Annotated in this window: 25 protein-coding genes and 1 riboswitch; of the genes, 8 read left to right on the forward strand and 17 right to left on the reverse strand. The window is 66.5% G+C overall.

Annotated elements, in window-relative coordinates; genetic code table 11:
- Positions 1-306 precede the first annotated feature (306 nt).
- Positions 307-1,044 (forward strand): aspartate/glutamate racemase family protein, encoded by a 738-nt coding sequence (locus AC1DQR_RS28000; protein ID WP_416050132.1) that lies wholly within the window; start codon positions 307-309, stop codon positions 1,042-1,044.
- Positions 1,045-1,066: 22 nt separating this feature from the next.
- Here the strand turns inward: AC1DQR_RS28000 and AC1DQR_RS28005 are convergent, their stop codons facing one another.
- Positions 1,067-2,044 carry an NAD-dependent epimerase/dehydratase family protein gene (locus AC1DQR_RS28005; RefSeq protein WP_477134172.1) on the reverse strand — a complete coding sequence of 326 codons (978 nt, stop codon included), beginning with the start codon at positions 2,042-2,044 and terminating at the stop codon, positions 1,067-1,069.
- A 126-nt stretch (positions 2,045-2,170) separates the two neighbouring features.
- Here AC1DQR_RS28005 and AC1DQR_RS28010 point away from each other — a divergent pair, with 126 nt between their 5' ends.
- On the forward strand, positions 2,171-3,064 hold the full coding sequence (locus AC1DQR_RS28010) for a LysR family transcriptional regulator (RefSeq protein ID WP_416050130.1): 894 nt from the start codon (positions 2,171-2,173) through the stop codon (positions 3,062-3,064).
- Between the two features lie 18 nt (positions 3,065-3,082).
- On the opposite strand, the gene AC1DQR_RS28015 is transcribed toward AC1DQR_RS28010, so the two are convergent.
- Positions 3,083-3,994: a LysR family transcriptional regulator gene (locus tag AC1DQR_RS28015; protein WP_416050129.1), complete on the reverse strand. Its 912-nt coding sequence runs from the start codon at positions 3,992-3,994 to the stop codon at positions 3,083-3,085.
- 135 nt (positions 3,995-4,129) lie between these two features.
- Here AC1DQR_RS28015 and gstA point away from each other — a divergent pair, with 135 nt between their 5' ends.
- Complete coding sequence (gene gstA, locus AC1DQR_RS28020; RefSeq protein ID WP_477134173.1) at positions 4,130-4,756, forward strand: glutathione transferase GstA; 627 nt, start codon at positions 4,130-4,132, stop codon at positions 4,754-4,756.
- A 21-nt stretch (positions 4,757-4,777) separates the two neighbouring features.
- Here gstA and AC1DQR_RS28025 read toward each other — a convergent pair whose 3' ends face one another.
- The 4 genes from AC1DQR_RS28025 to AC1DQR_RS28040 form a co-directional block, all read right to left on the reverse strand.
- Positions 4,778-5,569, reverse strand: coding sequence for an oxygen-binding di-iron domain-containing protein (locus AC1DQR_RS28025; RefSeq protein WP_416050417.1), 792 nt, complete (start codon positions 5,567-5,569; stop codon positions 4,778-4,780).
- 271 nt (positions 5,570-5,840) lie between these two features.
- On the reverse strand, positions 5,841-6,479 hold the full coding sequence (locus tag AC1DQR_RS28030; RefSeq protein ID WP_416050127.1) for a glutathione peroxidase: 639 nt from the start codon (positions 6,477-6,479) through the stop codon (positions 5,841-5,843).
- A gap of 75 nt (positions 6,480-6,554) precedes the next feature.
- On the reverse strand, positions 6,555-8,045 hold the full coding sequence (locus AC1DQR_RS28035) for an MDR family MFS transporter (RefSeq protein ID WP_416050126.1): 1,491 nt from the start codon (positions 8,043-8,045) through the stop codon (positions 6,555-6,557).
- Positions 8,046-8,681: 636 nt separating this feature from the next.
- A complete protein-coding gene (locus AC1DQR_RS28040; protein WP_174425681.1) occupies positions 8,682-9,131 on the reverse strand; it encodes a CBS domain-containing protein in 450 nt (149 codons plus the stop codon).
- A gap of 256 nt (positions 9,132-9,387) precedes the next feature.
- On the opposite strand from AC1DQR_RS28040, the gene AC1DQR_RS28045 reads away from it, so the two are divergent.
- The gene (locus AC1DQR_RS28045; RefSeq protein WP_416050125.1) at positions 9,388-10,035 is read left to right on the forward strand and encodes a CDGSH iron-sulfur domain-containing protein; all 648 of its coding nucleotides are present in this window, start codon (positions 9,388-9,390) and stop codon (positions 10,033-10,035) included.
- Here the strand turns inward: AC1DQR_RS28045 and AC1DQR_RS28050 are convergent.
- Positions 10,010-10,738 (reverse strand): TetR/AcrR family transcriptional regulator, encoded by a 729-nt coding sequence (locus AC1DQR_RS28050; protein ID WP_416050124.1) that lies wholly within the window; start codon positions 10,736-10,738, stop codon positions 10,010-10,012. The two genes, AC1DQR_RS28045 and AC1DQR_RS28050, sit on opposite strands and share 26 nt — an antisense overlap.
- A gap of 61 nt (positions 10,739-10,799) precedes the next feature.
- Between AC1DQR_RS28050 and AC1DQR_RS28055 the strand changes: the two genes are divergently transcribed.
- Both AC1DQR_RS28055 and AC1DQR_RS28060 read left to right on the forward strand, forming a co-directional pair.
- Positions 10,800-11,951 carry a DUF2855 family protein gene (locus tag AC1DQR_RS28055; RefSeq protein ID WP_477134174.1) on the forward strand — a complete coding sequence of 384 codons (1,152 nt, stop codon included), beginning with the start codon at positions 10,800-10,802 and terminating at the stop codon, positions 11,949-11,951.
- 174 nt (positions 11,952-12,125) lie between these two features.
- Entirely contained in the window at positions 12,126-12,692 is a 567-nt protein-coding gene (locus AC1DQR_RS28060) for an acyloxyacyl hydrolase (protein WP_183035819.1), read from the forward strand.
- A gap of 24 nt (positions 12,693-12,716) precedes the next feature.
- Here AC1DQR_RS28060 and AC1DQR_RS28065 read toward each other — a convergent pair whose 3' ends face one another.
- The 5 genes from AC1DQR_RS28065 to AC1DQR_RS28085 all read right to left on the reverse strand — a co-directional run bounded on the left by AC1DQR_RS28065 (position 12,717) and on the right by AC1DQR_RS28085 (position 17,504).
- Complete coding sequence (locus tag AC1DQR_RS28065) at positions 12,717-13,565, reverse strand: PA4780 family RIO1-like protein kinase (RefSeq protein WP_174425685.1); 849 nt, start codon at positions 13,563-13,565, stop codon at positions 12,717-12,719.
- A 64-nt stretch (positions 13,566-13,629) separates the two neighbouring features.
- Complete coding sequence (gene dbpA, locus AC1DQR_RS28070) at positions 13,630-15,051, reverse strand: ATP-dependent RNA helicase DbpA (protein ID WP_477134175.1); 1,422 nt, start codon at positions 15,049-15,051, stop codon at positions 13,630-13,632.
- A gap of 59 nt (positions 15,052-15,110) precedes the next feature.
- The gene (locus AC1DQR_RS28075; RefSeq protein WP_416050122.1) at positions 15,111-15,983 is read right to left on the reverse strand and encodes a DUF72 domain-containing protein; all 873 of its coding nucleotides are present in this window, start codon (positions 15,981-15,983) and stop codon (positions 15,111-15,113) included.
- Between the two features lie 53 nt (positions 15,984-16,036).
- Positions 16,037-17,191 (reverse strand): exo-alpha-sialidase, encoded by a 1,155-nt coding sequence (locus tag AC1DQR_RS28080; RefSeq protein ID WP_416050121.1) that lies wholly within the window; start codon positions 17,189-17,191, stop codon positions 16,037-16,039.
- Between the two features lie 43 nt (positions 17,192-17,234).
- Complete coding sequence (locus AC1DQR_RS28085) at positions 17,235-17,504, reverse strand: MoaD/ThiS family protein (protein WP_043342689.1); 270 nt, start codon at positions 17,502-17,504, stop codon at positions 17,235-17,237.
- A gap of 245 nt (positions 17,505-17,749) precedes the next feature.
- Between AC1DQR_RS28085 and AC1DQR_RS28090 the strand changes: the two genes are divergently transcribed.
- Positions 17,750-18,301 (forward strand): glutathione peroxidase, encoded by a 552-nt coding sequence (locus AC1DQR_RS28090; protein ID WP_416050120.1) that lies wholly within the window; start codon positions 17,750-17,752, stop codon positions 18,299-18,301.
- A 79-nt stretch (positions 18,302-18,380) separates the two neighbouring features.
- Here AC1DQR_RS28090 and AC1DQR_RS28095 read toward each other — a convergent pair whose 3' ends face one another.
- Entirely contained in the window at positions 18,381-19,862 is a 1,482-nt protein-coding gene (locus AC1DQR_RS28095; RefSeq protein WP_477134176.1) for a M81 family metallopeptidase, read from the reverse strand.
- Positions 19,863-20,094: 232 nt separating this feature from the next.
- Between AC1DQR_RS28095 and AC1DQR_RS28100 the strand changes: the two genes are divergently transcribed.
- Entirely contained in the window at positions 20,095-20,589 is a 495-nt protein-coding gene (locus tag AC1DQR_RS28100) for a hypothetical protein (RefSeq protein WP_441639190.1), read from the forward strand.
- 39 nt (positions 20,590-20,628) lie between these two features.
- On the opposite strand, the gene AC1DQR_RS28105 is transcribed toward AC1DQR_RS28100, so the two are convergent.
- From AC1DQR_RS28105 to AC1DQR_RS28120, 4 genes are all read right to left on the reverse strand, one after another.
- Entirely contained in the window at positions 20,629-20,964 is a 336-nt protein-coding gene (locus AC1DQR_RS28105; protein ID WP_150985404.1) for a nucleotide pyrophosphohydrolase, read from the reverse strand.
- A gap of 149 nt (positions 20,965-21,113) precedes the next feature.
- The gene (locus tag AC1DQR_RS28110) at positions 21,114-22,385 is read right to left on the reverse strand and encodes a DUF445 domain-containing protein (protein WP_477134177.1); all 1,272 of its coding nucleotides are present in this window, start codon (positions 22,383-22,385) and stop codon (positions 21,114-21,116) included.
- 142 nt (positions 22,386-22,527) lie between these two features.
- Positions 22,528-23,652, reverse strand: a complete 1,125-nt coding sequence (locus AC1DQR_RS28115; protein ID WP_477134178.1) for an ADP-ribosylglycohydrolase family protein — start codon at positions 23,650-23,652, stop codon at positions 22,528-22,530.
- Positions 23,653-23,680: 28 nt separating this feature from the next.
- Positions 23,681-23,786: riboswitch (SAM-I-IV-variant riboswitch) on the reverse strand.
- A 173-nt stretch (positions 23,787-23,959) separates the two neighbouring features.
- On the reverse strand, positions 23,960-24,544 hold the full coding sequence (locus AC1DQR_RS28120; RefSeq protein ID WP_253929463.1) for a helix-turn-helix domain-containing protein: 585 nt from the start codon (positions 24,542-24,544) through the stop codon (positions 23,960-23,962).
- Positions 24,545-24,584: the final 40 nt, after the last annotated feature.

Raw genomic sequence — 24,584 nt, forward strand, 5'->3', positions numbered from 1 at the left:
AAAGGCAGTTTCACCTCCCCTGCGGGGCGGCGACCTACTTTCTTGTCTTGCCAAGAAAGTAGGCAAAGAAGGCGCGCCGGATGGGGCGACACCCCCTCGTCGTCAGCCAAAAAGAGCGGCCGGGGGCCAAACTCACATCGCCTTAAGGCGATGCTCAGACATGGCCCCCTCTTTTCCGCTCTTTTTGCCTGCCGACGAGGCGCCCCATACGGCCTGGTACACCTTCACGGCTCGCTTCGCATCGCGTGGGGGCCCCTGGGGCCCCTGGGCGCCTGCTGGTGGTGAGCATTCTTTCCGGACATGATCATGCGTATTCTTGTTGTAAATCCTAATATTTCCGAGAGCGTTACCGAGCTGATTCGCGCGGAGGCTTTGCGTACGGCTTCGCCGGGGACTTCGCTGACGATGGCGACGGCGCAGTTTGGCGTGGCTTATATCGAGACGCGTTTCGAGGCGCTGGTGGGGGGCTACGCTACGGCTTGCGTGGCGGCGGAGCATCAGGGGCAGTTCGATGGCCTGGTGGTGGCTGCGTTTGGCGATCCTGGGCTGGCGGGGTTGAAGGAACTGTTCAATGTGCCGGTGGTGGGGATGACAGAAGCGGCACTCGCCAGCGCCTGCCTGCTTGGGCAGCGTTTTTCCATCATTGCGATTTCGCATCGGATCGAGGCCTGGTATCGCGAGTGCGTGGCGGCTAACGGGCTGACCTCGCGGCTGGCCAGCGTGCGTTCGCTGCAGCAGCCACTGCGCGATATCGGCAGCGTGCAGGAGGATCACGCGGCGCGGCTGGAGGAACTGAGCCTGAAGGCGGTGCGCGAGGACGGCGCGGACGTGATCATCGTGGCCGGCGCGCCGCTGGCCGGGCTGGCGCGTACGCTCAAGGACCGGATTCCGGTGCCGGTGGTGGATGGCGTGTCCAGCGCGATCCGGCATTGCGAGAGCTTGATTGCGCTGGCGCCCACTGGCGCGGCGCAAGGCAGCTTCGCGCGCCCGCCGCACAAGCCGAATCGCGGGTTGCCGCCGACGCTGGCGGCGATGCTGGACTAAGTTGCGCGGCCTGGCGCCGCACTCAGGCGGCCACCCGCAAACCCAGTTCGCCCAGGCTTGCGCGCAGCGCTTGCTTGAGCGGCGTGCGCGGCAGCTCGCCCACCAGGGCTTCCAGCGCCGTGCCATCGAGCGCGTGCGGTACCTTCCACAAGTAAGCCATCTCAGCCAGCTCGCGCCACATGGGCACGACCGCGCCACCTGCGCGAATCAGCCACCATGGCATGCCGGCCACGCGCGGTGCGTGCGCCATGCCGCTGGCTTCGGCCAGCGCGCTCACCAGTTCATCGCCCGTTAGCGTATGCCCCGCGAAATGCAGCACGGCATGGCCGCGCAGATCCGCGTGACGCCGTGCCACCGCAACGAAGGCCTGCGCCAGGTCGGGCAGGTAGGCCCAGGCATGCGCGCGGTCGCGCGGGCCTGGATAGACCACCTTGCCTTGATCGAGCGACTTGGCGATCGCCAGGTCCATCCATGCGCCGCGCCCCGGGCCGCCGAAGAAATCGCCCGCGCGCAGGACCACGCTGCGCAGCCCGGGCGCACGCTCGCGCAGGCCGGCCTCGATGGCGCGGCGGATCTCGCCCTTGCGCGCGCTGGGCCGCTCGGCGGTATCGGGGCGCAGCAGCGGCGGCATCGACTCGCCGAAGTTGTAGACGTTGCCGGGATAGAGCAGCAGGGCGTCCAGCGCCTGCGCCACCGCCATGCCACTGCGCGCCAGTGCTTCGGCGTGCTGCTCCCATTCGGTATAGCCCGGGTTGAGCGCGTTCACCACCACGCTGGCGCCGCGCGCGGCGGCGAGCAGCTTCGTGGTGTTGGCCACATCGATAGCCAGGCCGCGCACGTTGTGCGCCGCCGTGCCCGCCAGCGGCCGGCGTGCCTGCGCCAGCACCGTCCAGCCGGCTGCCGCAAAGGCATCCACCAGGGTGCGGCCAAGCCGGCCGTTGGCGCCGAGTATCAACACGGTATCGCGCATCATGTTCTCCTGCATCGCGTTCTCCAGCATTACGTTCTCCTTGCGGCATGGCCTGAAGACCATTGTGGGCAATCCTTCGCTGCGCCACAATTGCATGAATATGCAACACGCGAATTCATTTTTGAATAGCGCGCCAGGCAAGGAGCGATGGAGAAAATGGCCGAAGCATTCGACTGGGCGCTGATGCGCTCCTTCCTGGCCGTGATGGAGGCCGGCAGCCTGCTGGGCGCGGCGCGCCAGCTTTCCAGCAGCCAGCCCACGCTGGGGCGCCACGTGGCGCAACTGGAGGCGCAGCTCGGCGTGCCGCTGTTCGAGCGCACCAGCCACGGCCTGCAGCCGACAGAGGCTGCGCGCGCCATCGCCGGGCATGCGCGGGTGATGCAGCAGGGCGCGGACGCGGTCGCGCGCACGCTCGCGCGCGACCAGGCGGGCATTGCGGGGACGGTGCGCATCTCCGCGAGCCGCGCGGTGGCTAGCTACCTGCTGCCGCCGCTGCTGGCGGACCTGCGCCTGCGCGAGCCGCAACTCGCCATCGAAGTGGTGTCGTCCAACGCCGTCAGCAACCTGCTGCGGCGCGAGGCCGATATCGCCATCCGCATGGTGCGGCCGGTGCAGGCATCGCTGATCGCGCGCAAGGTGGCGTCCGTGGCGCTATGTGCCTGCGCCCACGAGGACTACCTGCGGCGCAAGGGCGTGCCGCGCACGGCGCAGGACCTGCCGCGCTTCGACCTGATCGGCTATGACCACGACGACACGATCCTGCGCGGCTTTCGCGCCATGGGTGTGGAGATCACGCGTGAGGCGTTTGCGGTGCGCAGCGATGACGACATCGTGCTGTGGCAGTCGATCCGCGCCGGCCTGGGCGTGGGCTTTGCGGCGCGCTATATCGCCGCCGGCGATGCGCGCGTGCGCACGGTGCTGCCCGAGCTGTCCATTCCGCCGCTGCCGGTCTGGCTCACCGTGCACCGGGAAATCCGCGGCAGCGCGCGCATCCGCGCGGTCTACGATTTTCTGGCCAGCGCCATTCCCGCCGCGCTGGCGGCGCCGTGAGCGCACGTTCTCCCCGCCCTACGCATCCAGCCTGACATGCTCCGCCAGGTGGCTGACCACGGTGGCGATGCGCCGCAGATGCCGGGACTCGGGATGTGTCAGCAGCCACAGGTCGGTGTCGCACTCGTCCAGCGTGCCGGTGAGCGCCACCAGCTTGCCGCTGCGCCGCCCGATCATCAGCGAAACAATGCCGGCGCCGAGCCCTGCCTCGACGCCTTCCAGCACGCCGGCGATGCTGTTGACGCGGTACTGCGGCACCACGCGCGGCAGGTGCTTGCGGCGCCAGCGCACCGACGGGTGATCGGGCATGGCCTCGTCCGGCGCGATCCACGGCAGCGTGGCCAGCGCGGCAAGGTCGACGGCGCCGCCGTGCCCGGGAATCGCGATGCCGGCCGCCTCCACCAGCTCCCGCGCCGCGAACACCGCCACGCGCAAAGGTCCGAGGCACTTGCCGATCAGGTGATCGGGCGGATGGCGCGTGGCGCGCACGGCGATGTCGGCGTCGCGCCGGGTCAGGCTGACCAGCTCATTGGTGGCGATCAGCTCGAAGCTCAGCCCGGGATGCTGGCGCCCGAGCGCCGCCAGTGCCGGCAGCACCATGCCATGCAGCACGGTATCGGTGGTGGTGATGCGCACCAGGCCCGACACCGTGCCGGCCGACACCGAGGCATGGGCGCGCGCCGCCTCCAGCTCGGCCTCGATGCGTTCGGCATGCTGTGCGAATTGCTGGGCAAGTTCGGTCGGCAGGTAACCCGCGCGGCTGCGCTCGAACAGGCGCCGCCCCAGCCCTTTCTCGATGCGCTGCAGCGCGCGGAACACGGTGGAGGCATCAAGCCCGAGCCGGCGCCCGGCTTCGGCCAGCGTGGCGCAACGCACCAATGCCAGCACCACGTCGAGATCGGGGGAAGAGAGTTGGTAGGGTATGTTCATTGCAAATTTGCAGTCATGACTTGCGCCAGCGCGCATTGTGGTTGCGCATTCGCAATCCTAGACTGCCTGCACTGCCACCACAAGGCGTGGCGGCAAACCCTGAAAAACCGAACCCAAAACAGCGAGGACCACCCGATGAAGCTCTACTACTCCCCTGGCGCTTGCTCCCTGGCCGTGCATATCGCACTGCGCGAAGCCGGCCTGCCGTTTTCGCTCGCCAAGGTCGACCTGGCCAGCCACAAGCTGACCGAGCCGGAAAACGGCAGCGACGACTTCTACACAGTGAGCCCGCGCGGCTACGTGCCGATGCTGCAACTGGACGATGGCTCGCGCCACACCGAAGCCGCATCGCTGCTGCAATACGTGGCGGACCTTGCCCCGGGCAAGGCGCTGCTGCCGGCGGCCGGCACCAAGGCGCGCCTGGAAGCGGTGGGCTGGCTGACGCTGGTCTCCACCGAGCTGCACAAGGTCTTCAGCCCGTGGCTGTGGCACAAGGAAACCGCGCAGAGCACGCGCGAGGATTGCAAAGCCAAGGTGGCGCTGCGCTTCGCCGAGCTGGACCGGCACCTGGCCACGCGCGACTACCTGTGCGGCACGCAATTCACCGTGGCCGACGCCTACTGCTTCGCCGTCGCCAACTGGGCCAATCTCCTGAGCATGCCGCTCAACCCATATCCCGCGCTGCAGGCCTACCTGTCGCGCGTGGCCGCGCGGCCGAAGGTGCGCGAGGCGCTGGTGGCCGAGGGGCTGGCACGCGATTGATCGTGCAACCGGTGCCGGGCGTCAGGCTGCCGCTGTGGTGAAAGGCGGCAGCCTGTAGTTGTCCTGGCTGAGCAAGTCCAGCCCGCACTCCAGCGTGGAGACCCAGTCGATGAACTGCGCCACCATCGCCTTGCCGCGAAACGACGGGCCGTGCTGCGGCACGATCCACTCGATATCCAGCCCGCGCGCCATATTGGCCCACAGCCGGCACGCGCGGTTGCCGCTCATGTAGCGCTGGTGGAAGGGCAGCATGGCGTGGGTGTGCGCGGCAAAATCGCTCACCACCGCGCCGGCTTCCCGCGCGCTGGTCATGGCCGCGCCCAGGTCGCCGGAGAACAGGATCTTGCTGATGGGATCGTAGAACTGGAAGTTGCCCTCCGAGTGCAGAAAATGTGCCGGCACCGCCAGCAATGTGCAGTTGCCCAGCGCGATCGGCATACCGGCATCGGGGATGGTGACGATGCGCCCTTGCGTCTTGCCCGCCTGGCAGAAATGCGGCAAAAACCGCGCCCAGACGCGCGAGATCAGGATGCGGCTATCGGAGGCGGTCAGCCAGCGCCCGACCGAAGCCACGATGTCCGGATCGGCGTGCGACGCCAGCACGTAGTCGAGCTGCTTGGGCGGAAAGTAGCGGCTGATGGCGAGATACAGCTCGCCGTAGGTCATGTGCCCGCCCGGATCGATCAGCGCGCCGTGGCCGGCGTCGACGATCAGGAACTGGTTGGTCTGCACCACCTCGCCGTGCTCCTCCTCGACCAGGTCCGAAAACAGCAGGCAGGTGTGCCCGCCGGCGTCGTATAGCGTGATGGCCATCGTCTGTCTCTCCCCAAAGCGGCGAAAGTAGCGATGGCGGCGCTCCGGCGGCTTGATGCTGGTCAAGAAGGGATCGAATCGTGCCCCGATGGCTTGGGCGTGGTCACGCCGGACGCGACCGCCCTTGCGGCAATGCGTTCCCGCAGCGCGTTGAACAGCGGCTCCAGCGGCGTGCCTGGCCGGGATCGGCTTTGCCGCGCTCAACCCGGTGGCGCACGGCCTCATGCTGCGAAGCCGTGCGGTGCCGATGGCGGCGCAATAGCCTGGTGGCTTAGCGCGCGCCGTCCAGCAGTTGCTCGATCTTGCTCACGAACTGCTTGTCGTCGGGCTTGGTCATGCTGTTATAGCTGCCCACCACCTGGCCGTTGCGGTCGATCACGTACTTGTAGAAATTCCACTTGGGCGTGGTGCCGGACTGCTTGGCCAGCAGCGCATACATGGGATTGGCATCGCTGCCGCGCACGTGCGACTTGCCCAGCATCGGGAATTTCACGCCATAGGTGTTGTAGCAAAAGTCGGCGATCTCCTTGGAAGAGCCCGGCTCCTGCGAAAAGTCGTTCGACGGGAAGCCCAGCACCACCAGCCCGCGTTCGCGGTACTTGGCGTATAGCGCCTCCAGCCCTTCATATTGCGGGGTGAAGCCGCAATAGCTGGCGGTATTGACCACCACCACGACCTTGCCGGCGTACTGGCAGAGATTTTGCGGCGCTTCGTCCTGCAGGCGGGGGAACTTGAAGTTGAGCGAGGCCGGGCAGGCGCCGGCCGGCTTGGCGGCGGTGGCTGCCGGGGTATCGGCGGCTTGCGCAACACGCGGCGTGGCGACAACAGCGGCGGCAGCGGCCAGGACCAACGCGCCGGACAAGGCGATGCGTTGCAGGGCGCGTGAGCGCTGTTCGGGAAGGCTGCGCATGTAGGAAACTCCGGAGATGGTCTGTCTGTAGTTTACGCCGTTGGGCGTGAAATGGATGCGCAAGCCTCCCCCCGCTTACTCCATGGCCAGCGTGGCCGCGTGCTCGCTCACGCTGCTGCGCAACTCCACGTCCGGCATGCGGCGCACGATCACCAGCCCCAGCAGCGCGGCCACGGTGCCCACGGCAAAAATCAGCCGGAAGCCCGACTCCACGCCGCCCGTCAGCACGTCCCGCACCGCGGGAGAGAGATGGGCCAGCGCCTCGCTGCCGTGGCGCAGCGCACCCAGGTCCAGCACCTGCGTCACGCCGGACGCATGCAGCGCGTTGCGGAATTCCAGCGTCAGCAAGGTGCCGGCCAGCGCGCCGCCAAAGGCGCTGCCCAGCGAGCGCAGCACCAGCAGCGCGCCGGTGCCGGCGCCGGTATCGCGGCGCTCCAGCACGTTCTGCACCGTCATCAAGGTGCCGACCATGGTCATGCCCAGCCCCACGCCGGCCACCATCATGGCCAGCAACACCAACGCCAGCGGCGTGGACGGCGAAATCACCACGAGCGCCAGCAAGCCCAGCGCCGCCGCGATGAAACCACCGGTCAGGATGCCGCGCATGCGCCCCAGGCGCGGCGCCAGCCCGGCCACGATGAAATTGCCCGCCACCGTGGAGAGCAGGAACGGCACCACCAGCAAGCCGGACTCCGACGCGTCGGCGCCGCGCACCAGCTGGAAATGCAGCGGCAGCGCGAAGATGCACAAGAAGATATTCAGCGCAGCCATCGCGGACGCCGCCACGCCCAGCACATAAGCGCGGTTGCGGAACAGCCGCGGCGGCAGCATCGGGTCGCCCGCGCGGCGCTCCTGCCAGACCAGCGCGGCCACCGCCACCAAGGCCAGCAGCGCCAGGCCAGCGATCTCCGGCGAGATCCAGTCGTAGACATCGCCGCCCCAGCTCATCGCCAGCAGGAAGGCCACGATGGAAACCGTCAGCAGCAGCGCGCCGCCCCAGTCCACCCGCGCCGAGCCGCCACGCGCCTGCAACTGGCTTAGGCCCCGATAGCACATGAACATGGCCAGCAGCCCCAGCGGCACATTGATCCAGAACAGCCAGCGCCACGACAAATGATCCGAAGTCCAGCCCCCTACTAGCGGGCCGGCAATGGAAGCCACCGCCCACACGGTCGCCAGGTAGCCCTGGTAACGCCCACGCTGGCGCGGCGCCACCACATCCGCGATCGCCGCCTGCGCCAGCGACATCAAGCCGCCACCGCCAATGCCTTGCAGCGCACGGAACAGGATCAGCTGCTCCAGCGTAGCCGCCATTGCGCACGCCACCGAGGCCAGGATGAACAGCGCGATCGCCAGCATCAGCAGGCGGCGCCGGCCATAGGTATCCGACAACTTGCCGTACAAGGGCGTGGAAACGGTGGAAGTGATCAGGTAAGCCGTCACGATCCATGACAGATGGCCAAACCCGTTCAGGTCATTGGCAATAGCCGGCACCGCCGGAATCACCACGGTCTGGTCCAGCGCGGCCAGCAAGATGCAAAGGATGATCCCGCCGATCACGCGCATGATGGCCTGATGGCTCAGGGCAGGGGTAGCAACAGCAGAAGCAGAAGCAGAAGCAGAAGCAGCAGATGAAGCAGGAGCGGAGGAAGACATCGGAGGCATCGGAGGCAGCAGGGCGCGTAGTCATGAGCAACCAACGTTGCGCCCAACCACCAACAAACCACCTCGTTTGCCAGCCTACATCGGGGAACATGGCCACAAAATTGAAATCAACCGATTTGACGCGTACCCAGCGCTGCGCGAATCGAGAACTGCCACGAGCTGGCAGATGCCGCCTGCACGGCCCGGGAGGGCCTAATTCAGTGAATGCATAATTATATGCGGATACCAAATATGGAGTGCGGCACTCAGTTGGTTTCTGATGCGGCGCAGGCGTGCCTTTTGCCAGAACGTGCGTACTTCTGCTCAGTACGCGCGGCCATCTGCCAGCAAGCCGACACGAAGCGAAAAGACGGAAATCTTGTGGTTTTTTTGAGATGCGCCAAGGCCGTATGGGGCGCCTTCCTTGCCTGCCTTTTTGACAAGACAAGAAAGCAGGCAGGCGGGCGCCCCGCAGGGGTCATGAAACTGACTTTGACTTTAAGTTTGTGACGTTAAGGTAACCAGCGCCCGTCAACCAGGAATCCCCGGGCAATGAGATCAGAGCTTGGGATGCGGCGTCCCGCTAATGTAGTGCTCCAACTGGTCGATGATAAATTTCTGCTCGGAAATAATATCCTTCACCAGGTCCCCGATCGACAACATCCCCACCAGGGTATCGCCGTCCATCACCGGCAAGTGCCTCAACCGATGCTGCGTCATCAACGCCATGCACTCATCGGTACTCTGATCCCCGCGCACATAGATCACCGCCGACGTCATGATGTCGCGAACAAAGGTCTCCCGGGAAGTCCGCTGCATCAGGATCACCTTSCGCGCRTAATCCCGCTCGCTCAAAATACCAACGATATCGCCGCGTTCGATCACCAATAACGCGCCAATGCCTTTTTCCGCCATCAGTTGCAGCGCAGCATAAACCGTGGCGCCAGGGGGAATGCTGTAGATAGCCTGAGTCGGTTTGGACTCAAGAACCTGTCGTGCAGTTTTCATCACCCACTCCTTGTTCGATCCCAACGGATTGCAACACGACCCGCGCAAAGGCGGGAGCGCCTGGCAGGGCACCTGCGCACCGCGCCGCTGCCTATCGCCTTCAGATTAGCACCACGCGCGCACGCCTTACAGGGTGACGCACACGAATCTTTGCAAAAAAACCAAGCCGCCGAAAAGCACTGCGCAAACCCGCCGGCAAGCGCTATAAAGGAAAGGGAGCGCGCCACCTGGCGCGCAATGCGCAGGAGGGCCAGCCATGGCCACCGAGTCAGTTGCCGGCAAGCGCGTCATCGTGCTCTTCGACGACAGCCGCTGCATCCATTCGCGCCACTGCGTACTGGACCGCCCGGATGTGTTCGTGCCCGGCGTAGAGGGCGAGTGGATCCACCCCGACAACGCCAGCGCCGAAGAAATCGCCGAGATTGCGCACAACTGCCCGTCGGGCGCCATCAGCTACCAGAACGTCGACGATTCCCCCGGCGAGGCGGCGCCCCTGGTCAATGTGGTGCGCGTGCTCGAGAATGGCCCGCTGGCGCTGCGCGCCGCCATCACCATCGATGGCCAGCCCGCCGGCTTTCGCCTGACGCTGTGCCGCTGCGGGGCTTCGCGCAACAAGCCCCTGTGCGACGGCAGCCACGCCAGCGCGGGTTTCGTCGCCACCGGCGAGGCCGCCACCGTGGCATCGGAGCCGCTGGCGCAGCGCGACGGGCCCCTCGATATCCATCCCATCCCCAACGGACCGCTGCGCGTCAAAGGCAATCTTGAAGTCATCAGCGGCACCGGCAGAACCATCACCCGCATGACCGAGGCTTGGTTTTGCCGCTGCGGCCAGTCGGGCAACAAGCCGTTCTGCGACGGCACGCACAAGAAGGTGGGGTTCAGGAGCGATCCGCAGGATCCATAGAGTCCATAGAATCCGCAGGATCCGAAGGCAACGGCGCGGCCCCCAGCGCCAGCAGGCAAAGCCGCTCCATCTGCGCCACCCATGCCGCCCGCGAGGACTCGGCAACCTGCAGCAGCAGGCGATAGCGGCGCGCGCCCCAGACCGCCTCCAGCAGGCTTCGCACTGTGGCGGGGTCCGGTGCGCCCGGCAAATCCGGGCATGCCGCCAGCGCGCGCTGCCAGGCCGCGTACAACTCATCGAACACACGGCGGTGGTGCTTGGTCTCGGCGATGCGCGCTTCCAGCATGAGCATCTCGTGTTCGAAGCCCTCCAGCGAGGCATCGTCGGCGCCGCAGGTCAGCCGTGCCAGGCGCCGGACGCGCGTGCGCCAGTCCAGCCCGGGCGCGGACGCCACCTCGGCCTCGATGCGCGCAAGCAGCAGCTCGATGGTGTGCCGTACATAGCCGGAGAGCAGCGCCTCCTTGTTGGGGAAGTATTCGTACAGGGTGCCTACGGAGCATCCGGCCTCCAGCGCCACGGCGCGCGTGGTCACGCCGTCCCAGCCACGCGCACGCCATATCCGAACAAACGCCTCGTAGATGGCGTCCACGGTAAAGCGCGCGCGCTGCTGTGACGGGCGTTTCAGCGGCCTGGCGGGCGCCTGCGCCGGCTCGGCCGCGGCGCCCGCGTTTCCGAACCCGGCGGCCGGCTTGCGGCGATACATTGGTGGCATCGACCTCGACGGTAAAAAAGGGACAAAAATGGGACAGAAAATGGGACAGACGATGGATCAGGCAACGCACAGCAACCACGGCAGTCACAACGACCGCGCCGAACAATCGCTCACGGTCACCCGCCTGCTGACACGCAAGCATGCCCTAAATGAAAGCCGGCTGGAAGCGCGCCAGGAACGCTCCGACGCCGCCCCCGGCGAAGTCCTGCTGAAGATCGACCGCTTCGCGCTCACCACCAACAACATCACCTACGCCGCCTTCGGCGACGCCATGAACTACTGGCAGTTCTTTCCCACCGGGCAACAAGAATGGGGCCATATGCCGGTGTGGGGCTTTGCCGATGTGGTGGACTCCAAGGTGCCCGGCGTGGCGGCGGGCGAGCGCTTCTACGGCTACTTCCCCATCGCCAGCCATATCCGCATGCAGCCCGAGCGCGTGACCGAGCGCGGCTTCTACGATGCCGTCGAGCACCGCCGGACCCTGACCTCCGCGTACAACCAGTACACCCGCGTGACCCATGACGCCGCCTATGCGCCCGAGCTGGAAAACTACCAGATGCTATACCGGCCGCTATTCATCACGTCGTTCATGCTGGCCGACTTCCTCGAGGACAACCGCTTCTTCGGCGCCACGCGGCTGGTGGTGTCCAGCGCCTCCAGCAAAACCGCCTATGGCACCGCCTTCTGCCTGCGCGACATCCCCGGCATCTCGCTGGCCGCCATCACCGCGCAGCGCAACCGCGCCTTTGTCGAAGGCCTTGGCTGCTATGCCGAGGTGGTCAGCTACGACGGGCTGGAAACACTCGCTACCGACGCGCCCACGCTCTACGTGGACTTCTCCGGCGACGAAGCGCTGCGCGCACGCGTGCACCATCACTTTGGCAGCGCGCTGGTGTACGACTGCTTTGCCGGCTCGGCGCAGAACACGGGCTTTTTGCGCGATACCGGCCTGCCCGGGCCCAAGGCCGAGTTCTATTTCGCGCCGGTGCAGATCCGCAAGCGCAACGCTGACTGGGGGCCCGAAGGCGTGAACCGGCGCTTCAACGCAGCGCAACGCGCGTTTATCGATTATGTGAAAGAGCCGGCGAACGGCTGGCTGACGCTGATCGAAGCGCAGGGCTTCGGCGCCGCGCAGGAGAGGATCGCGAGCCTGGTGGCAGGCGGGAGCGAGCCGAAGGCGGGGTATGTGGTGCGGCTCGGTTGAGCGCCGCATGCCTGTTTTTGCCAGTGTGCGGGCGGGCTTGCACGCGCGTGGCCGCGCCGGACTCCTCGCAGACGAAAGCCCGGCGAGCCTGGCTGCCAATGTGTATGATCCAACGAAGAGCCGGGCAACCACGCGTTGGACGAGAGCCCTGCAGTCCGTTGCGAGGACCCCTCGATGCGAGTCTCTTTGTTTGCCGGCGTCCTCGCACTGCACGGCGCCTGTACCTACGCCCAAGCGAGCCCGCCGCCCATCGCCGACGCTGGCTGGTTCGAACCCGTTCGCGTCGGCGTCTCGCTTGGCATCGCGCCCGAAGCCAACCTTGGCCGCCTCGAGCTGCGCTGGGACCTGCGGCAGGACCTGTGGGCCTCCACCACGCGATCGGCCAGGCTGCGCCTGGGGCTGGAGATTTCCGCAGGTGCCTGGGATCCGCATGGCGGCGGCGCCGGCGCAATGGGCGACATCGGCCTGACGCCCGTCTTTCGCTTGCAGGGTGCGGGCCCCGCGTCAGCCTTCGCGGATCTCGCCATCGGCGCCCACCTGCTCTCGCGCACCCGCATCTCGGATACGACCGTATTCTCCACGGCGTTCCAGTTCGGCGACCGCATCGCCATCGGCTACCACTTTGACGATGCCGTGCACTCCGAAGTCGCGCTGCGCCTGCAGCACTATTCCAACGGCAGGATCAAGCGGCCCAACCCCGGCATCAACTTCCTGCTCGTACAGTACTCGGCGCAGTTCTGAGCGCAGCGTGGCCGCGCGGCCGCCCTACTCCGCGCTTTGCAGGTAGCGCTGGCGCGCCTCTTCTTCCAGGATCACGTCTTCCACTTCCGCCAGCACGGCTTCCACGTCCACCGGAGTGTCGTCCACGGCAACCTGGCCGGTCAGTTTCACGCCGGGATGCAGCAGGCCGGCCTGGTAAAGCGCCCAGATTTCCTTGCCGTACTGCGTGCCGTTGAGCGCCGGCGCAAACTGGCCAAAGTAAAACGCCAGGTTATCCACATCGCGCTCCAGCATGGCGCTGGCTTCGCTGTTGCCGGCGGCATCCACCGCCTGCGGCAGGTCGATGATGACCGGGCCGTCGGCGTCCACCAGGATGTTGAATTCGGAGAGGTCGCCGTGCACCACGCCGGCGCACAGCATCAAGATCACCTGCTCGATCAGCGCGTCGTGGAATGCCACCGCCTGCTCCGGGCTCAGCGCCACGTCATTCAGGCGCGGCGCGGCATTGCCCTCGGCATCCACCACCAGCTCCATCAGCAGCACGCCCTCGAAGCACAGATGCGGCGTGGGCACGCGCACGCCGGCGGCGGCAAGGCGGTACAACGCATCCACCTCCGCGTTGTGCCAGGCTTCTTCTGCCACCTTGCGCCCGTAGCGCGTGCCTTTTTCCATGGCGCGCGCCTGCCGGCTGTTCTTGACCTTGCGCCCTTCCTGGTAGGTCGAGGCCTGGCGGAAGCTGCGTTGCGCGGCATCCTTGTAGACCTTGGCGCAACGGATCTCGCCACCGCTGCGCACGACATAGACGGTGGCTTCCTTGCCGCTCATCAGCTGGCGCAACACCTCATCGACCAGGCCATCTTCGACCAGCGGCTGCAGCCGCTTCGGCGTTTTCATCGGGCAGCACCAAGCAGGCAGGGCGAGCGCGCCATGCGCGGGGACAGCAGCGTCGCGGCCACCGTTATTCCGTCAGCATGCGCACTTTCACGCGCTTGCCCTTCACTGTGCCGTCATTCAGCTTGCGCATCGCCTCGCGCCCGATCGAACGCTCGACCGCCACGTAGGTGGACATGTCCATCACGTTGATCTTGCTGATCTGGTGCTTGGCGTAGCCTGCGTCGCCGGTGAGCGCGCCGAGGATGTCGCCGGGGCGCATCTTTTCCTTGCGCCCGCCAAGGATCTGCAGCGTGACCATGGGGGGCAGCAGGCGCTCGTTGCTGGCGGGAGTCAGGTCGGACAGGGGCTGCCACTCCATCTCGGCGCCCATGGCCTGCTCGATATTGCCCACGCGGCCCATCTCGTTCATGCTCGCCAGGCTAAGCGCCCAGCCATCCTGGTCCGCGCGGCCGGTACGGCCGATGCGGTGGACGTAGACCTCGGGGTCGGGCGTGACGTCGACGTTGATCACCGCTTCGAGCTGGGCAATGTCSAGCCCGCGCGCSGCMACGTCGGTSGCSACCAGCACCGAGCAGCTGCGGTTGGCRAACTGCACCAGCACCTGGTCGCGCTCGCGCTGGTCCAGCTCACCGTGCAGCGCCAGGGCTTCGAAGCCTTGCGCGCGCAGCAGGTCGACCAGGTCGCGGCAGCGGGCCTTGGTGTTGCAGAAGGCCAGCGTGCTGACCGGGCGGAAATGATTGAGCAGCAGGCCCACGGCGTTCAGGCGGTCGCTGTCGGCCACCTCGTAGAAGCGCTGGCGGATCTTGCTGTCGTCGTGCTGCTCTTCCAGCTTGACCTCGCGCGGCTTGCGCAGGAACTGCTGGCTGAGCTTGGCGATGCCTTCGGGATAGGTGGCCGAAAACAGCAGCGTCTGGCGCTCCTTGGGGCAGTGGCTCGCCACATAGGCGATGTCGTCGAAGAAGCCCATGTCGAGCATGCGATCGGCTTCGTCCAGCACCAGCGTGTTGAGCGCATCCAGGTTCAGCGTGCCGCGCTCCAGGTGATCCATGATGCGGCCGGGCGTGCCCACGGCGATATGTGCGCCATGCGCCAGGCTGTCGGCCTGGGGGCGCATCGGCGAGCCGCCGCACAGCGTCAGGATCTTGATGTTCTCTTCCGCGCGCGCCAGGCGGCGGATTTCCTGCGTGACCTGGTCGGCCAGTTCACGCGTGGGGCACAGCACCAGCGCCTGCACGTCGAAACGGCGCGCATCGAGCCGGTTCAGCAGCGCCAGTGCGAAGGCGGCGGTCTTGCCGCTGCCGGTCTTGGCCTGCGCGATCAGGTCCTGGCCGGCCAGCGCGATCGGCAGGCTGGCCGCCTGGATCGGGGTCATGGTCTGGTAGCCGAGTTGCTCCAGCGTCGCCAGGGTGGCGGGCGAAAGGGGCAGTTTGGAGAAAGAGGCGCCGGCAGCGGCGGGCGCTGCGGATTGGGTAGGGCTTGAGGTCATGCCGGATTATACCGGGCTGGCTGCCGCGCTTCTGTCGTCAATTTGTCGCCTCCCGGCGTCTATTTACCCTTGGCGCCGGCTTCCCAGGGCGGCGCCTGCCATCCCAGCCGCGCCAGCAGCGCCTGCGCCGCCGCCGGCGCGCGTTCCTTGGCCCCGCTGATAAAGAACACGAAGACTTCGCGCTTGCGCTTTGCAGGTGCACTGGCATCCACTTGCGGTAGATCCTCCGGCCTCCCGCCCGCCGCCCAGGCCTGCACGCGCTCACCCCATGCATCCAGCGCCTTGGGCGCGTAACCACTCCTCAGCGTCTGTGCACAGCGCATCAGCCGCGCATAGACAAAATCCGCGGTGAGATCCGCGAAGGACGGATACTTGTCCGAGTCCGTGAACACAGTGGCCGCCTTGTACTTGCGCGCGAGCTTGAGATAGTCCAGCGTCATGAAGCTCTCGTGCCTCACGTCGAGCACATGACGCAGCTTGCGGCCTTCGACCGATGCCGGCAGCAGCGCCAGGAAGGCCTCGAAATCTTCCGGGTCGAACGGCTTGGTGGGCGCGAACTGCCAGACGATGGGGCCGAGCTTGTCGCCCAGCTCGGCGATGCCGCTGTCGAGAAAGCGCGCGATGGACTCGCCGGACTCCGCCAGCACGCGGCGGTTGGTGGCAAAGCGCGATGCCTTGAGCGAGAACACAAAGCCATCCGGCGTCTCGTCGCGCCATTTGGCAAACGAGGTGCGCTTCTGGGTGCCGTGGTAAGTGCTGTTGATCTCGATGGCGGTGAGCTGGCGGCTGGCGTATTCCAGCTCCCGGCTTTGCGTCAGCCTGGCGGGATAGAAGTTGTCGCGCCAGGGGGCGAAGCTCCATCCGCCGATGCCGACGCGGGCGATGGGCGCTTCGTGGGATTGGGTTGTGCTCCTAGCGCTTGCTTCAGCCATGCGTTCGCGTCCTGTCCAGGTGAATCGATGGGCCCTGAGCGCGCGCGGACAACTCAAACAAAGCGCACGCAGTAAATCGGCGGCAGATGTGCCGAGAACAGCTTCCAGCGCTCCCCGCCGCTCTCCGATATCCACAGGCTGCCGGTGGTGGACCCCATGGCAAGCCGCTCGCCGGTATGGTCCACCGCCAGCCCGTGCCGGTAGATCAGGTCATACGACGGCGCCGCGGGCAGCCCCTCGGAGAATGCCTCGAAACTCACCCCACCGTCACGCGTGCGGGTGACCACCAGCTTGCCGTCCACCGGCACGCGGCATTCATCCTTGACTGCCGGCACGAACCACGCGGTATTGGGCCGGCGCGGATGCGCCGCCACGGCAAAGCCAAAGCTCGACGGCTTGGCGTGCAAGCGCTGCCAGTGCATGCCCGCATCGCCAGAGCGAAAGATCCCGCCATGGTGCTGCACCCACATTGCATGCGGATGGCCGGCACATTGCGCCAGCCGGTGCGGATCCTGGATATTGCCATCCTCGCGCCGCTCCGGTGGCATGTAGTCGGCCACCATGCCGCTCGCCGTGCAGGCCCAGTTCCTGCCACCGTCCCGCGTTTGCCACACACCGCCGCACGACACGGCCACGGTGACGTGGCGGCTATCGTGCGGATCCACGCAGATGGAGTGGATGCCCGGCACATCGTAGCCGCCGCCGAACCACTCGCTGCGCTCGGGGCGGTCCCACAGCGGCCGGTTCAGCGCCCAGCTGGCGCCGCCGTCGCCCGAGCGGAACAAGCCACCCGGCAAAGTGCCGGCCCACAGCACGCCGGGCTCGTCGGTTCCGCCGGTTTCCATCGACCAGATCTGCTGCAAGGACCACGGCACCGGCGGCGCGGCAACCGCGGGTTCGCCGGCTTGCGCAGGGATGGGTACGCCCGGCACGGCCGCGTCCCGGGGCGGATCCGGCTCCGGCTGGGGCGGATAAACCGGCACCGCGCAAGCCTCCCACGCCACGCCGCGCGCCCTGCGCCGCCATAGCTTGACGCCAAAATGCCCAAGGTTGAGTGCCGCATACAAGGCACCGTCACGCGGATCGCCCAGCACCATGCTCACGGGCTCGCCCAGGAAATGCACCGACTCCTGCAGCCAGGTGAGCGCGCTGTCGCGCCGCAGCATCAACAAGCCCTTGCGCGTGCCAATGAGAAGTTGATCGTTCATGCTGACCTCCACGCTTGAGCGCCGAGCCTTCAGCGGCAAGCCGTCAACCGCCTGACAGCGCCTGCACCACAAAGATCTGGCTGCTGGCGCCCACGCGATCGCTCATGCGCCGGCGGTCGCGAATGGCCGAGCCATCCACAAACACCGCCAGGTGCCGGCGCAACTGGCCCTGGTCATCGAGAATATAGCCGCGCAGCTCCGGCTGCTCCCGAAACGCCATCTCCAGCGCGGCGCAGACGGTAGCCGCGGGCACTTCCCGCTCCGGGCTCGGGATATGGCGCTGGATCGCAGAGGCAAAGACAAGGCGCGGCATGGCGGAAGGGCCAGCGCGGGGACCGCTGGCCGTGATGGCGAGTGTCTTGCAGTTTAGGAAATACTGCGGGGGAATGGGTGTGCGGTTGCGGGCAGTGGCAACAATAAGGGCTGTGGCGCAGCCGTGGCGCTTTGACGCTGCAATGCAGCATGCGCGCGAAGCCGGGACGCCCACCGGCAAGAAACCCCCAAGGCCTGCATACTGTCGGCTCCATGGCATCCGTAGCACTCACGTAAGGACGAACGATGGCAAGCACCTTGTACGACATTCCCCTGAAACGCATCGACGGCACCGACAGCCGGCTCGCGGATTTTCGCGCTCGTGTGCTGCTAGTTGTGAACGTGGCATCGAAGTGCGGCCTGACGCCCCAGTACGAAGGGCTCGAAGCGCTGTACCAGGCCAAGCGCGCCGAGGGCCTGGAGGTGCTGGGATTCCCGGCCAACAACTTCAAAGGCCAGGAGCCGGGCGACGAGGCGCAGATCCAGGAATTCTGCAAGCTGACCTACGACGTGCACTTCCCGATGTTCTCGAAGGTCTCGGTGCTCGGGCCGGACCAGCATCCGCTGTACGCGGCGCTGACGCAAGCCCAGCCGGCCGCCATCGGCGACGGCCCTTTCCGTGAACGCCTGAAGGGCTACGGCGTGAACCCGGAGAACGCCACCGATGTGCTGTGGAACTTCGAGAAATTCCTGATCGACCGGGAAGGCAAGGTGGTAGCGCGCTTCGCGCCGGACGTCGCCGCGAACGATCCGCGCCTGCTGGAGGCGATCGATGCGGCGCTGGGCCAGGGCCGCTGACCTGTAGCCGTTGGCTAGCGGCGTAGCGGCGGCACGAGGAGGGCATCAGGACTCGCCCACTCCGGCCGCCGCCCGCTAGCTACGCGGCCAAGGTCACGTCCGCGTCCAGCGGATACACCGGCCGCGTCAGGCGCGCAAACGGGAACTGCGTGTAGCGCGAACTCGTCACGCCACCGCCATCACACTCCACCACCGCCTTTGCGATCGGCACGAACACCGGCCGGCAGTACATGCGCGACTTCAGCAACAGGTAGCGCTGCGCCAGAGGATCCACACCGATATGGGTAAAGATGCCCAGGTCCCAGTGCTCCTGCGGTGTCTCGGTCACCACCACCTGCGCCGCGCCGATATCGAGCAGCACGGTGCGGCCCATGCGGATGCGCGCGCCGGTGTAGGTCGGGCCACTGATCACGTATTCTCCATTGCCGATGGCGGCCACCCGGCCGGTCAGGGTCAGCGGCGTCGGGTAGATGCCAAGCTGGGTCAGCGGCACCTTGTTGCCCACTGGCAACGTCACGCGGGCATCCACGCCGGCCTCGATCATCGCGGCTACGGCCTGCGGGTCGCATACCGGCCCCACGGCAATGCCGGACAAGCCTTGCCGCAAGGCCTCGCGCAGGACCTGCATATCGTCGCAGGTGCCGCCCGACATGCAGTTGTCGCCGTGGTCCAGCAACAGCACCGGCCCGCTGCCGCCTTGCGCGGCCAGCTGCGCGGCGTGCGCAATCGATTCAGCCAGCGGCTCGCTCTCATAGACAAAGCCGGCACGCTCCGCCCAGATCTGCGCGGCAAGCTTGTCGGCCGCTGCCTGCGCCGCAGCCTGGCCGCCGTCGGCCACCACCAGCACGCTCAGGCAAGGCGCCGCGATATCCGCCAGCCCGAAGCCGGCCAGCACCGACACCGCGAGCATGCCGTCGGCCTCGGCCTGCCTGGCCGCCGCCACCGCGCGCTGCATCGCGCCTTCGCCGGTATTGCTGCGCAGTGTGTGCGTGACCATCGGCAGGCGCCGCCAGGCCAGCGCGGGGCGCGCCTTTTGCTCGAGCATGCGCATCAGCAGGCGGCCCGCGTGCTCGCCGGTCTCGTACATGTCCACGTGCGGATAGGTCTTGAAGCTGACCGCGATATCCGCGTGATCGATCATGGCCTGCGTCACGTTGCCGTGCAGGTCCAGCGCAACGGCAATCGGCGCATGCGGCAGCACTTCGCGCAAACGCGCCAGCAACTCACCCTCGCCGTCGTCGCTGTTCTGCGCGACCATGGCGCCGTGCAGGTCGAGCATCACGCCGTCGCACCCAGGCGCCGCCTTCACGATGGCATCGCACAAGGTCGCATACGCATCGGCCGCGACGCGTCCGCTCGGGTTGGCGCTGGCCGTGACCGGCACCACCAGCGCCGCGCCTGCCGCCTCGGCCAGGTCGATAAAGGCACCGATGGCCGTGCGCGTGCCCTTGCTCGCCCGATACGCGTCCTCGCCGTATTGCGGATGAAAGGACGACAGCGGCGTCGCCACCGGCGAGAAGGTATTCGTTTCGTGGTTCAGTCGTGCGATCAGGATCTTCATGGCGGTGCGGGGGCTCCAGCATGGAAGCGGCCGGGAATGTCCGGCCGGAACGGGGGGATGGGGACCAGCGATGCGGCATCGACGGCCAATGCCTGGCTTGGCCTCGATGCCAAAGTCTACCGGCATGTGGCCCGGGATGGAACGGTGAGAAAGAGGGGCACCGGAGTTCCATCGCGCGTCATGCAGTCATGACGGACAATATCGCGCCAATCCCAACCTCGGAACAATAACAATGAAGAAGCAACTGCTGCGCCTGGGCGCTATCCTGCTGGCCATCGGCGGCCCCGCCATCTCCCACGCGGCCAACCTGCCACCGCTAGCCGCCCTGCTCGACTGCAAGGGCGAAGCCAGCGGCGTGGCCGCCTACGTCGATGCCCTGGAAGACGGCGGGCTGCCCGGGTGGAGCAAGAACGACGAACTGAGCGGCTTTGCCTCCGCCGTGTATCGCACCCCCAAGCCCGTCAGCGTTGCCGGCCTGCCCACCACGGACGTGCGCTTCGGCGACTACCAGCTCGGCAACTACACGGCCTATGGCATCACCAGCGCCACCGACGTCAACGCCGTGGCCAGCCAGCTCGGCCTGCGCGGCGTGGCCGGCCGGGGCCTGGCCCGCGAGAGCGCGCGCGGCGCGTGGATCGTGGCCCGCGAGTACAAGGGCCGGGTCGAGCTGGGCTGCGAATATCCCAATCCGCGGCTTGGCGGGCAAAAGGGTGCGCCAGCGCGCTGAAGACTCTCAGGCGGCGCCACTGCCCTGGCGCCCCTCACCTCAATCCGTGCCGCCCGTCTTCGCCGGATACTTCACCGCATTCATCTCCATCTTGGCCTTCACCGCCGCGTTCAGGTCAACATCGAGCGCGGTCAGCAGCTGCGCCAGGTAGATCGTGATGTCCGCCAGCTCCTGCTCCACGTGCGCGCGCTCGTCCGTGGACATGACGGCGCGCGCCTCCTCCTCCGTCTTCCACTGGAAAATCTCGACCAGCTCGGCCACTTCCACGCTCAGCGCCATGGCCAGGTTCTTGGGGCTGTGATACTTGCCCCAGCCGCGGGCCTCGCCAAATGCGGCGGCCGCTTGCTGGAGCGTCTTGATGTCGATCAGGGTCATGATGGTTCACTGCGAAAAAAAGCACCGCGCCTATTGAACCACGAATGCATGCGGCTCGCGGCGCACAACATGCAGAGAAACATTGGTTTCATSAGCGCGCATACACCGAGCCGGACGACCTGGTCAATGGCGCGCGATCCTGCTGGCGCCTAGCGGCCGAGCCACGCCGGCAGCTGCGCGATCAGGTACAGCGCCGCGCCGATCAGCCCGCCGACCACCGTGCCGTTCATGCGGATGTACTGCAGGTCCTTGCCCACGTTCAGCTCGATCTGCCGGGACATATCACGCGCATCCCAGCTGCGGATGGTGTTGCTGATATGCCGCGTGATGAACTCCGCAAAGTCCGGCGCCATGTTGCGCGCCGCATCGCGCAGGTGATCGTTGAGCGATGCGCGCAGGGACGCGTTGCGCGCCAGCTCCGCGCCGATCCACTGGCCCGCCGCCGCCACCTTGCGGTGCGTGGCAGAATCCTCGCGCGCCAGGTCGCGCTTGAACCAATCGCGCCACTCGGCCCAAAGCCCGCCGACATAGGCGTTCAGCGCCCCATCCTGCTTCAGGTGCGCCTTCAGCGCCTCGGCCTTGGCGTGGAACGTGGCATCGTGCTTCAGCCGTTGAATCAAACGCTGCACGGCCGCATCGAAGCGCTTGCGCAACTCGTGATCGGCATCGCCCTCGATCTGGGTCAGCACGCGGCTCAGCGCCGCGGAAATCATGTCAGCGCCATTGCTTCCGATCCACTCGGTGGGAAGCAACCGCTCCTTCCTGGGGTGATCGCTCTTCAGCCACTCCACGATCCGCTCCGAGATAAAAGCGCGGGCGGGCGGCTCGTTCAGCAAAGCAATCAACTGCGCGATGGTCTCATCGAGCAGCGCCTGGTGCCGATCGTTCCTGGTCAGGCTGTCGAGGATGGTCGCCGCGGACTCCGACAGATCGACCTTGTCGATCATCGTATCCACCGCCCGCTTCAGCAGAGTCTGGATGTTGCGCTCATCCATCACATCCAGCATGCCGCTCGCGAACTTCACCACCACATCACCGATCTGCCGCGCGTTGGCGGGCGACTCCAGCCAGCGGGTGACCACCAGCGCCGGATTATGCCGCTCGATCAGCGCAACCACGGACGGCACGTCCAGGAACTTCTCCTTCACGAACACCGCCAGGCCATCCGCGATATCGTCCCGCTTGCGGATGATGATGTTGGTGTGGCGCGCAAAGCCCGGCAACGGAATCCGCCGGAACAGCGCCGCCACGGCAAACCAGTCCGCCAGCCCGCCAACCAGCGCCGCCTCCGCCGCCGCCCGCACGCCATCCGTCAAAGGCGCGCGCGGCAGCAGGACGGTGGTGACGAAAACGGCAAACGCGAACAGCAGCAAGGCCAATGCCTTGCGCTTTGCGACCCTGAGTTCTTCTTCCTGATGCATGGGATACCGGGCCCTGCTGCTGGGCTTGGAGATGGGAGCGCCATCATAAATCGCATTCCGGACAAGGCAATGTCCGGTCCCGCTATCGGCTATCGGCTATCGGCTATCGGCTATCAAACGGTGCTGCCGTAGCGCGCAACATTCAAAGCCCAGGATACTTCGTCCGGATGCGCTGAACCAGCGCCTCGTCTGCCGGGTCGATACCCAAGTCCCACTCGGGGAACACGCTCAGGTCGTCAGCCAGCTCGGTGATCACTTCGCGCAGCTCCAAAGGCGCCAGCCACTCCGGCGGAATCGCCTCCACGCCAAGCAACGTGCCCAGCAGGTTTCCCGTGATGGCGCCCGTGGAATCCGAGTCGCCATCATGATTCACCGCCAGCACAACCCCGTGACGAAAATCACGCGCGACCAGCGCGCAGTAGATGGAGATTGCCAACGCCTCCTCCGCCACCCAGCCCTCGCCCAGGCGCGCGATGGCGTCATCGGCGGCCACGCCGGAGTCGGCCAGCGCCTGCGCATGCAGGATGGCCAGCAGCGTCTGCTCGTGATCCGGCCGCGTGGACAAGCACGCTTTGGCGCTCGACAAAGCATCAGGCAGCGCAGCGCCGTCGGCCAGCTCGCGGATCAACACCGCCAGCACGCCGCCTGTCAGCGATCCGCTTGGATGTCCATGGGTCAGCGCGGCCAGCTCCGTTCCCAAGGCAAAGGCATCCTGAGGCGATCGCTGCCCGGCGCGCCGCCACACAAACAGGCCAGCCGGCGCCACACGCATCACGCCCCCGCAGCCCTTGCTGTCGTTGCGCGCGGGCTCTCCCAGCTTGAGCATGGCCTCCAGCGCCGACAAACAAGTGTTTCCCGGCGCGCGCCGGCTATGCAGTGCCGCCTGCTGGTAAAGCCATCCCGGCTTGTCCGGCAGCACATCGCGATGGAACGCAGGCTGGATCCCCTGCGTCAACAACCAGCGCAGATAAGCGCGCGAGGCCACGCCAGGCACACTGCCGACGCCCCCGCTCGCCTCGCCCACCCACGCCCGCAGCAAGCCCTCCGCCGTGAACAACGTCATCTGCGTGTCATCGGTGATGGTGCCGACGCCACCATAGGCCGGGGCGTAGCCGGTGATGCCGTCCTTGCCAAAGCGCTCGCGAATCTCCGCGAGCGACAGGAACTCCACGGGAGCGCCCAGTGCGTCGCCAACAGCGCCGCCCAGCAGGCAGCCCTGGAAGCGGCTGCGTGGGATCTCGCAATCCATGACCGAAGCAGAAAACAAAAAACCCTCCGTGTAAGGAGGGTCGACGCATGGCCCGTTTGGTTGCTCCTCAAGGAGCCACATCCGCTTTCGCGATCCACCTTGCCCGGGAAGGCAGGTTGGCTTGGGCGTCGACCCAAATCAGAATGTGGGCGGATTGGAACATGCGGGGTTGGGGGGTGTCAAGGGTGGGGGAAGCAGGGTCAGCCGCATGATCGTGAGCCGGATCAACGGTGTTTGCTATTTCCAGCGGACCGATATTGTCCGCCTTGCACCTGTTCAAGCCGGCTTGAGGCGCGTGCTTGCCGAGATACCTGTGAGCAGGCAATCAGAAGGTCGCCGGTGAATTGACCCACAAAACCCGCGCCACGCCGGTGCCGGCGTTACGGTAACCGTGCGGCACGCTGCTCGGGAACGTGAACGCATCGCCCACGCCAACTGTGTAGCTCATGTCGCCCAGCGTCAGCTCAAGCGTGCCTTCAAGCACATAACCGACTTCCTCGCCGACATGCTCGATCTGCCCATCGCTGGCTTCGCCCGGTGCCACGATGTGGATATTGGCCTGCAGCAAACCGCCACGCTTGGCCAGCACAATGCGCTCCAGCGCGATGCCGCCCGCCTTGATGACCGGACGCTCGCCCTGGCGCTTGATGGGGCTTTCGCTGGGGTTGTCCTCGCTCGTCAACGCGGCAATATTGGTGTCGAGCGCAACCGCGAGCCGGTGCAGCATGGCGAGCGAGGGGGAGGCCAGGCCGCGCTCCAGCTTGGAGATCAGGCTTTCCGAGCAGCCAGCCTTCTGCGCCAGCTGCAGCAGCGTGTAGCCCGACACCAGGCGCGCATGGCGCAACCGCACGCCCAGGCTGGAGGCAGGCGTCTTCTTGTCGTTCGGGTCGCTTTGATCTTCTGAGTCGATCTGGTCAACCGCCAGCGCGCTTTTGGCTTTCAATTCACGT

The sequence above is a fragment of the Cupriavidus sp. 05L411 genome (genome assembly GCF_056398045.1).

Excerpts from the sequence above, each read along its gene's own strand:
- AC1DQR_RS28050 (WP_416050124.1), bottom strand. The coding sequence starts at position 10,738 with ATGTATCGCCGCAAGCCGGCCGCCGGGTTCGGAAACGCGGGCGCCGCG.
- AC1DQR_RS28065 (WP_174425685.1), bottom strand. The coding sequence starts at position 13,565 with ATGAAAACGCCGAAGCGGCTGCAGCCGCTGGTCGAAGATGGCCTGGTC.
- AC1DQR_RS28075 (WP_416050122.1), bottom strand. The coding sequence starts at position 15,983 with ATGGCTGAAGCAAGCGCTAGGAGCACAACCCAATCCCACGAAGCGCCC.
- AC1DQR_RS28005 (WP_477134172.1), bottom strand. The coding sequence starts at position 2,044 with ATGCTGGAGAACGCGATGCAGGAGAACATGATGCGCGATACCGTGTTG.
- AC1DQR_RS28045 (WP_416050125.1), top strand. The coding sequence starts at position 9,388 with ATGGCCACCGAGTCAGTTGCCGGCAAGCGCGTCATCGTGCTCTTCGAC.
- AC1DQR_RS28055 (WP_477134174.1), top strand. The coding sequence starts at position 10,800 with ATGGATCAGGCAACGCACAGCAACCACGGCAGTCACAACGACCGCGCC.
- AC1DQR_RS28105 (WP_150985404.1), bottom strand. The coding sequence starts at position 20,964 with ATGACCCTGATCGACATCAAGACGCTCCAGCAAGCGGCCGCCGCATTT.
- AC1DQR_RS28080 (WP_416050121.1), bottom strand. The coding sequence starts at position 17,191 with ATGAACGATCAACTTCTCATTGGCACGCGCAAGGGCTTGTTGATGCTG.
- AC1DQR_RS28110 (WP_477134177.1), bottom strand. The coding sequence starts at position 22,385 with ATGCATCAGGAAGAAGAACTCAGGGTCGCAAAGCGCAAGGCATTGGCC.
- AC1DQR_RS28035 (WP_416050126.1), bottom strand. The coding sequence starts at position 8,045 with ATGCGCGTGATCGGCGGGATCATCCTTTGCATCTTGCTGGCCGCGCTG.
- AC1DQR_RS28100 (WP_441639190.1), top strand. The coding sequence starts at position 20,095 with ATGAAGAAGCAACTGCTGCGCCTGGGCGCTATCCTGCTGGCCATCGGC.
- AC1DQR_RS28025 (WP_416050417.1), bottom strand. The coding sequence starts at position 5,569 with ATGGCCATCACGCTATACGACGCCGGCGGGCACACCTGCCTGCTGTTT.
- AC1DQR_RS28030 (WP_416050127.1), bottom strand. The coding sequence starts at position 6,479 with ATGCGCAGCCTTCCCGAACAGCGCTCACGCGCCCTGCAACGCATCGCC.
- AC1DQR_RS28090 (WP_416050120.1), top strand. The coding sequence starts at position 17,750 with ATGGCAAGCACCTTGTACGACATTCCCCTGAAACGCATCGACGGCACC.
- AC1DQR_RS28085 (WP_043342689.1), bottom strand. The coding sequence starts at position 17,504 with ATGCCGCGCCTTGTCTTTGCCTCTGCGATCCAGCGCCATATCCCGAGC.
- AC1DQR_RS28015 (WP_416050129.1), bottom strand. The coding sequence starts at position 3,994 with ATGAACATACCCTACCAACTCTCTTCCCCCGATCTCGACGTGGTGCTG.
- gstA (WP_477134173.1), top strand. The coding sequence starts at position 4,130 with ATGAAGCTCTACTACTCCCCTGGCGCTTGCTCCCTGGCCGTGCATATC.
- AC1DQR_RS28095 (WP_477134176.1), bottom strand. The coding sequence starts at position 19,862 with ATGAAGATCCTGATCGCACGACTGAACCACGAAACGAATACCTTCTCG.
- AC1DQR_RS28010 (WP_416050130.1), top strand. The coding sequence starts at position 2,171 with ATGGCCGAAGCATTCGACTGGGCGCTGATGCGCTCCTTCCTGGCCGTG.
- AC1DQR_RS28060 (WP_183035819.1), top strand. The coding sequence starts at position 12,126 with ATGCGAGTCTCTTTGTTTGCCGGCGTCCTCGCACTGCACGGCGCCTGT.
- AC1DQR_RS28000 (WP_416050132.1), top strand. The coding sequence starts at position 307 with ATGCGTATTCTTGTTGTAAATCCTAATATTTCCGAGAGCGTTACCGAG.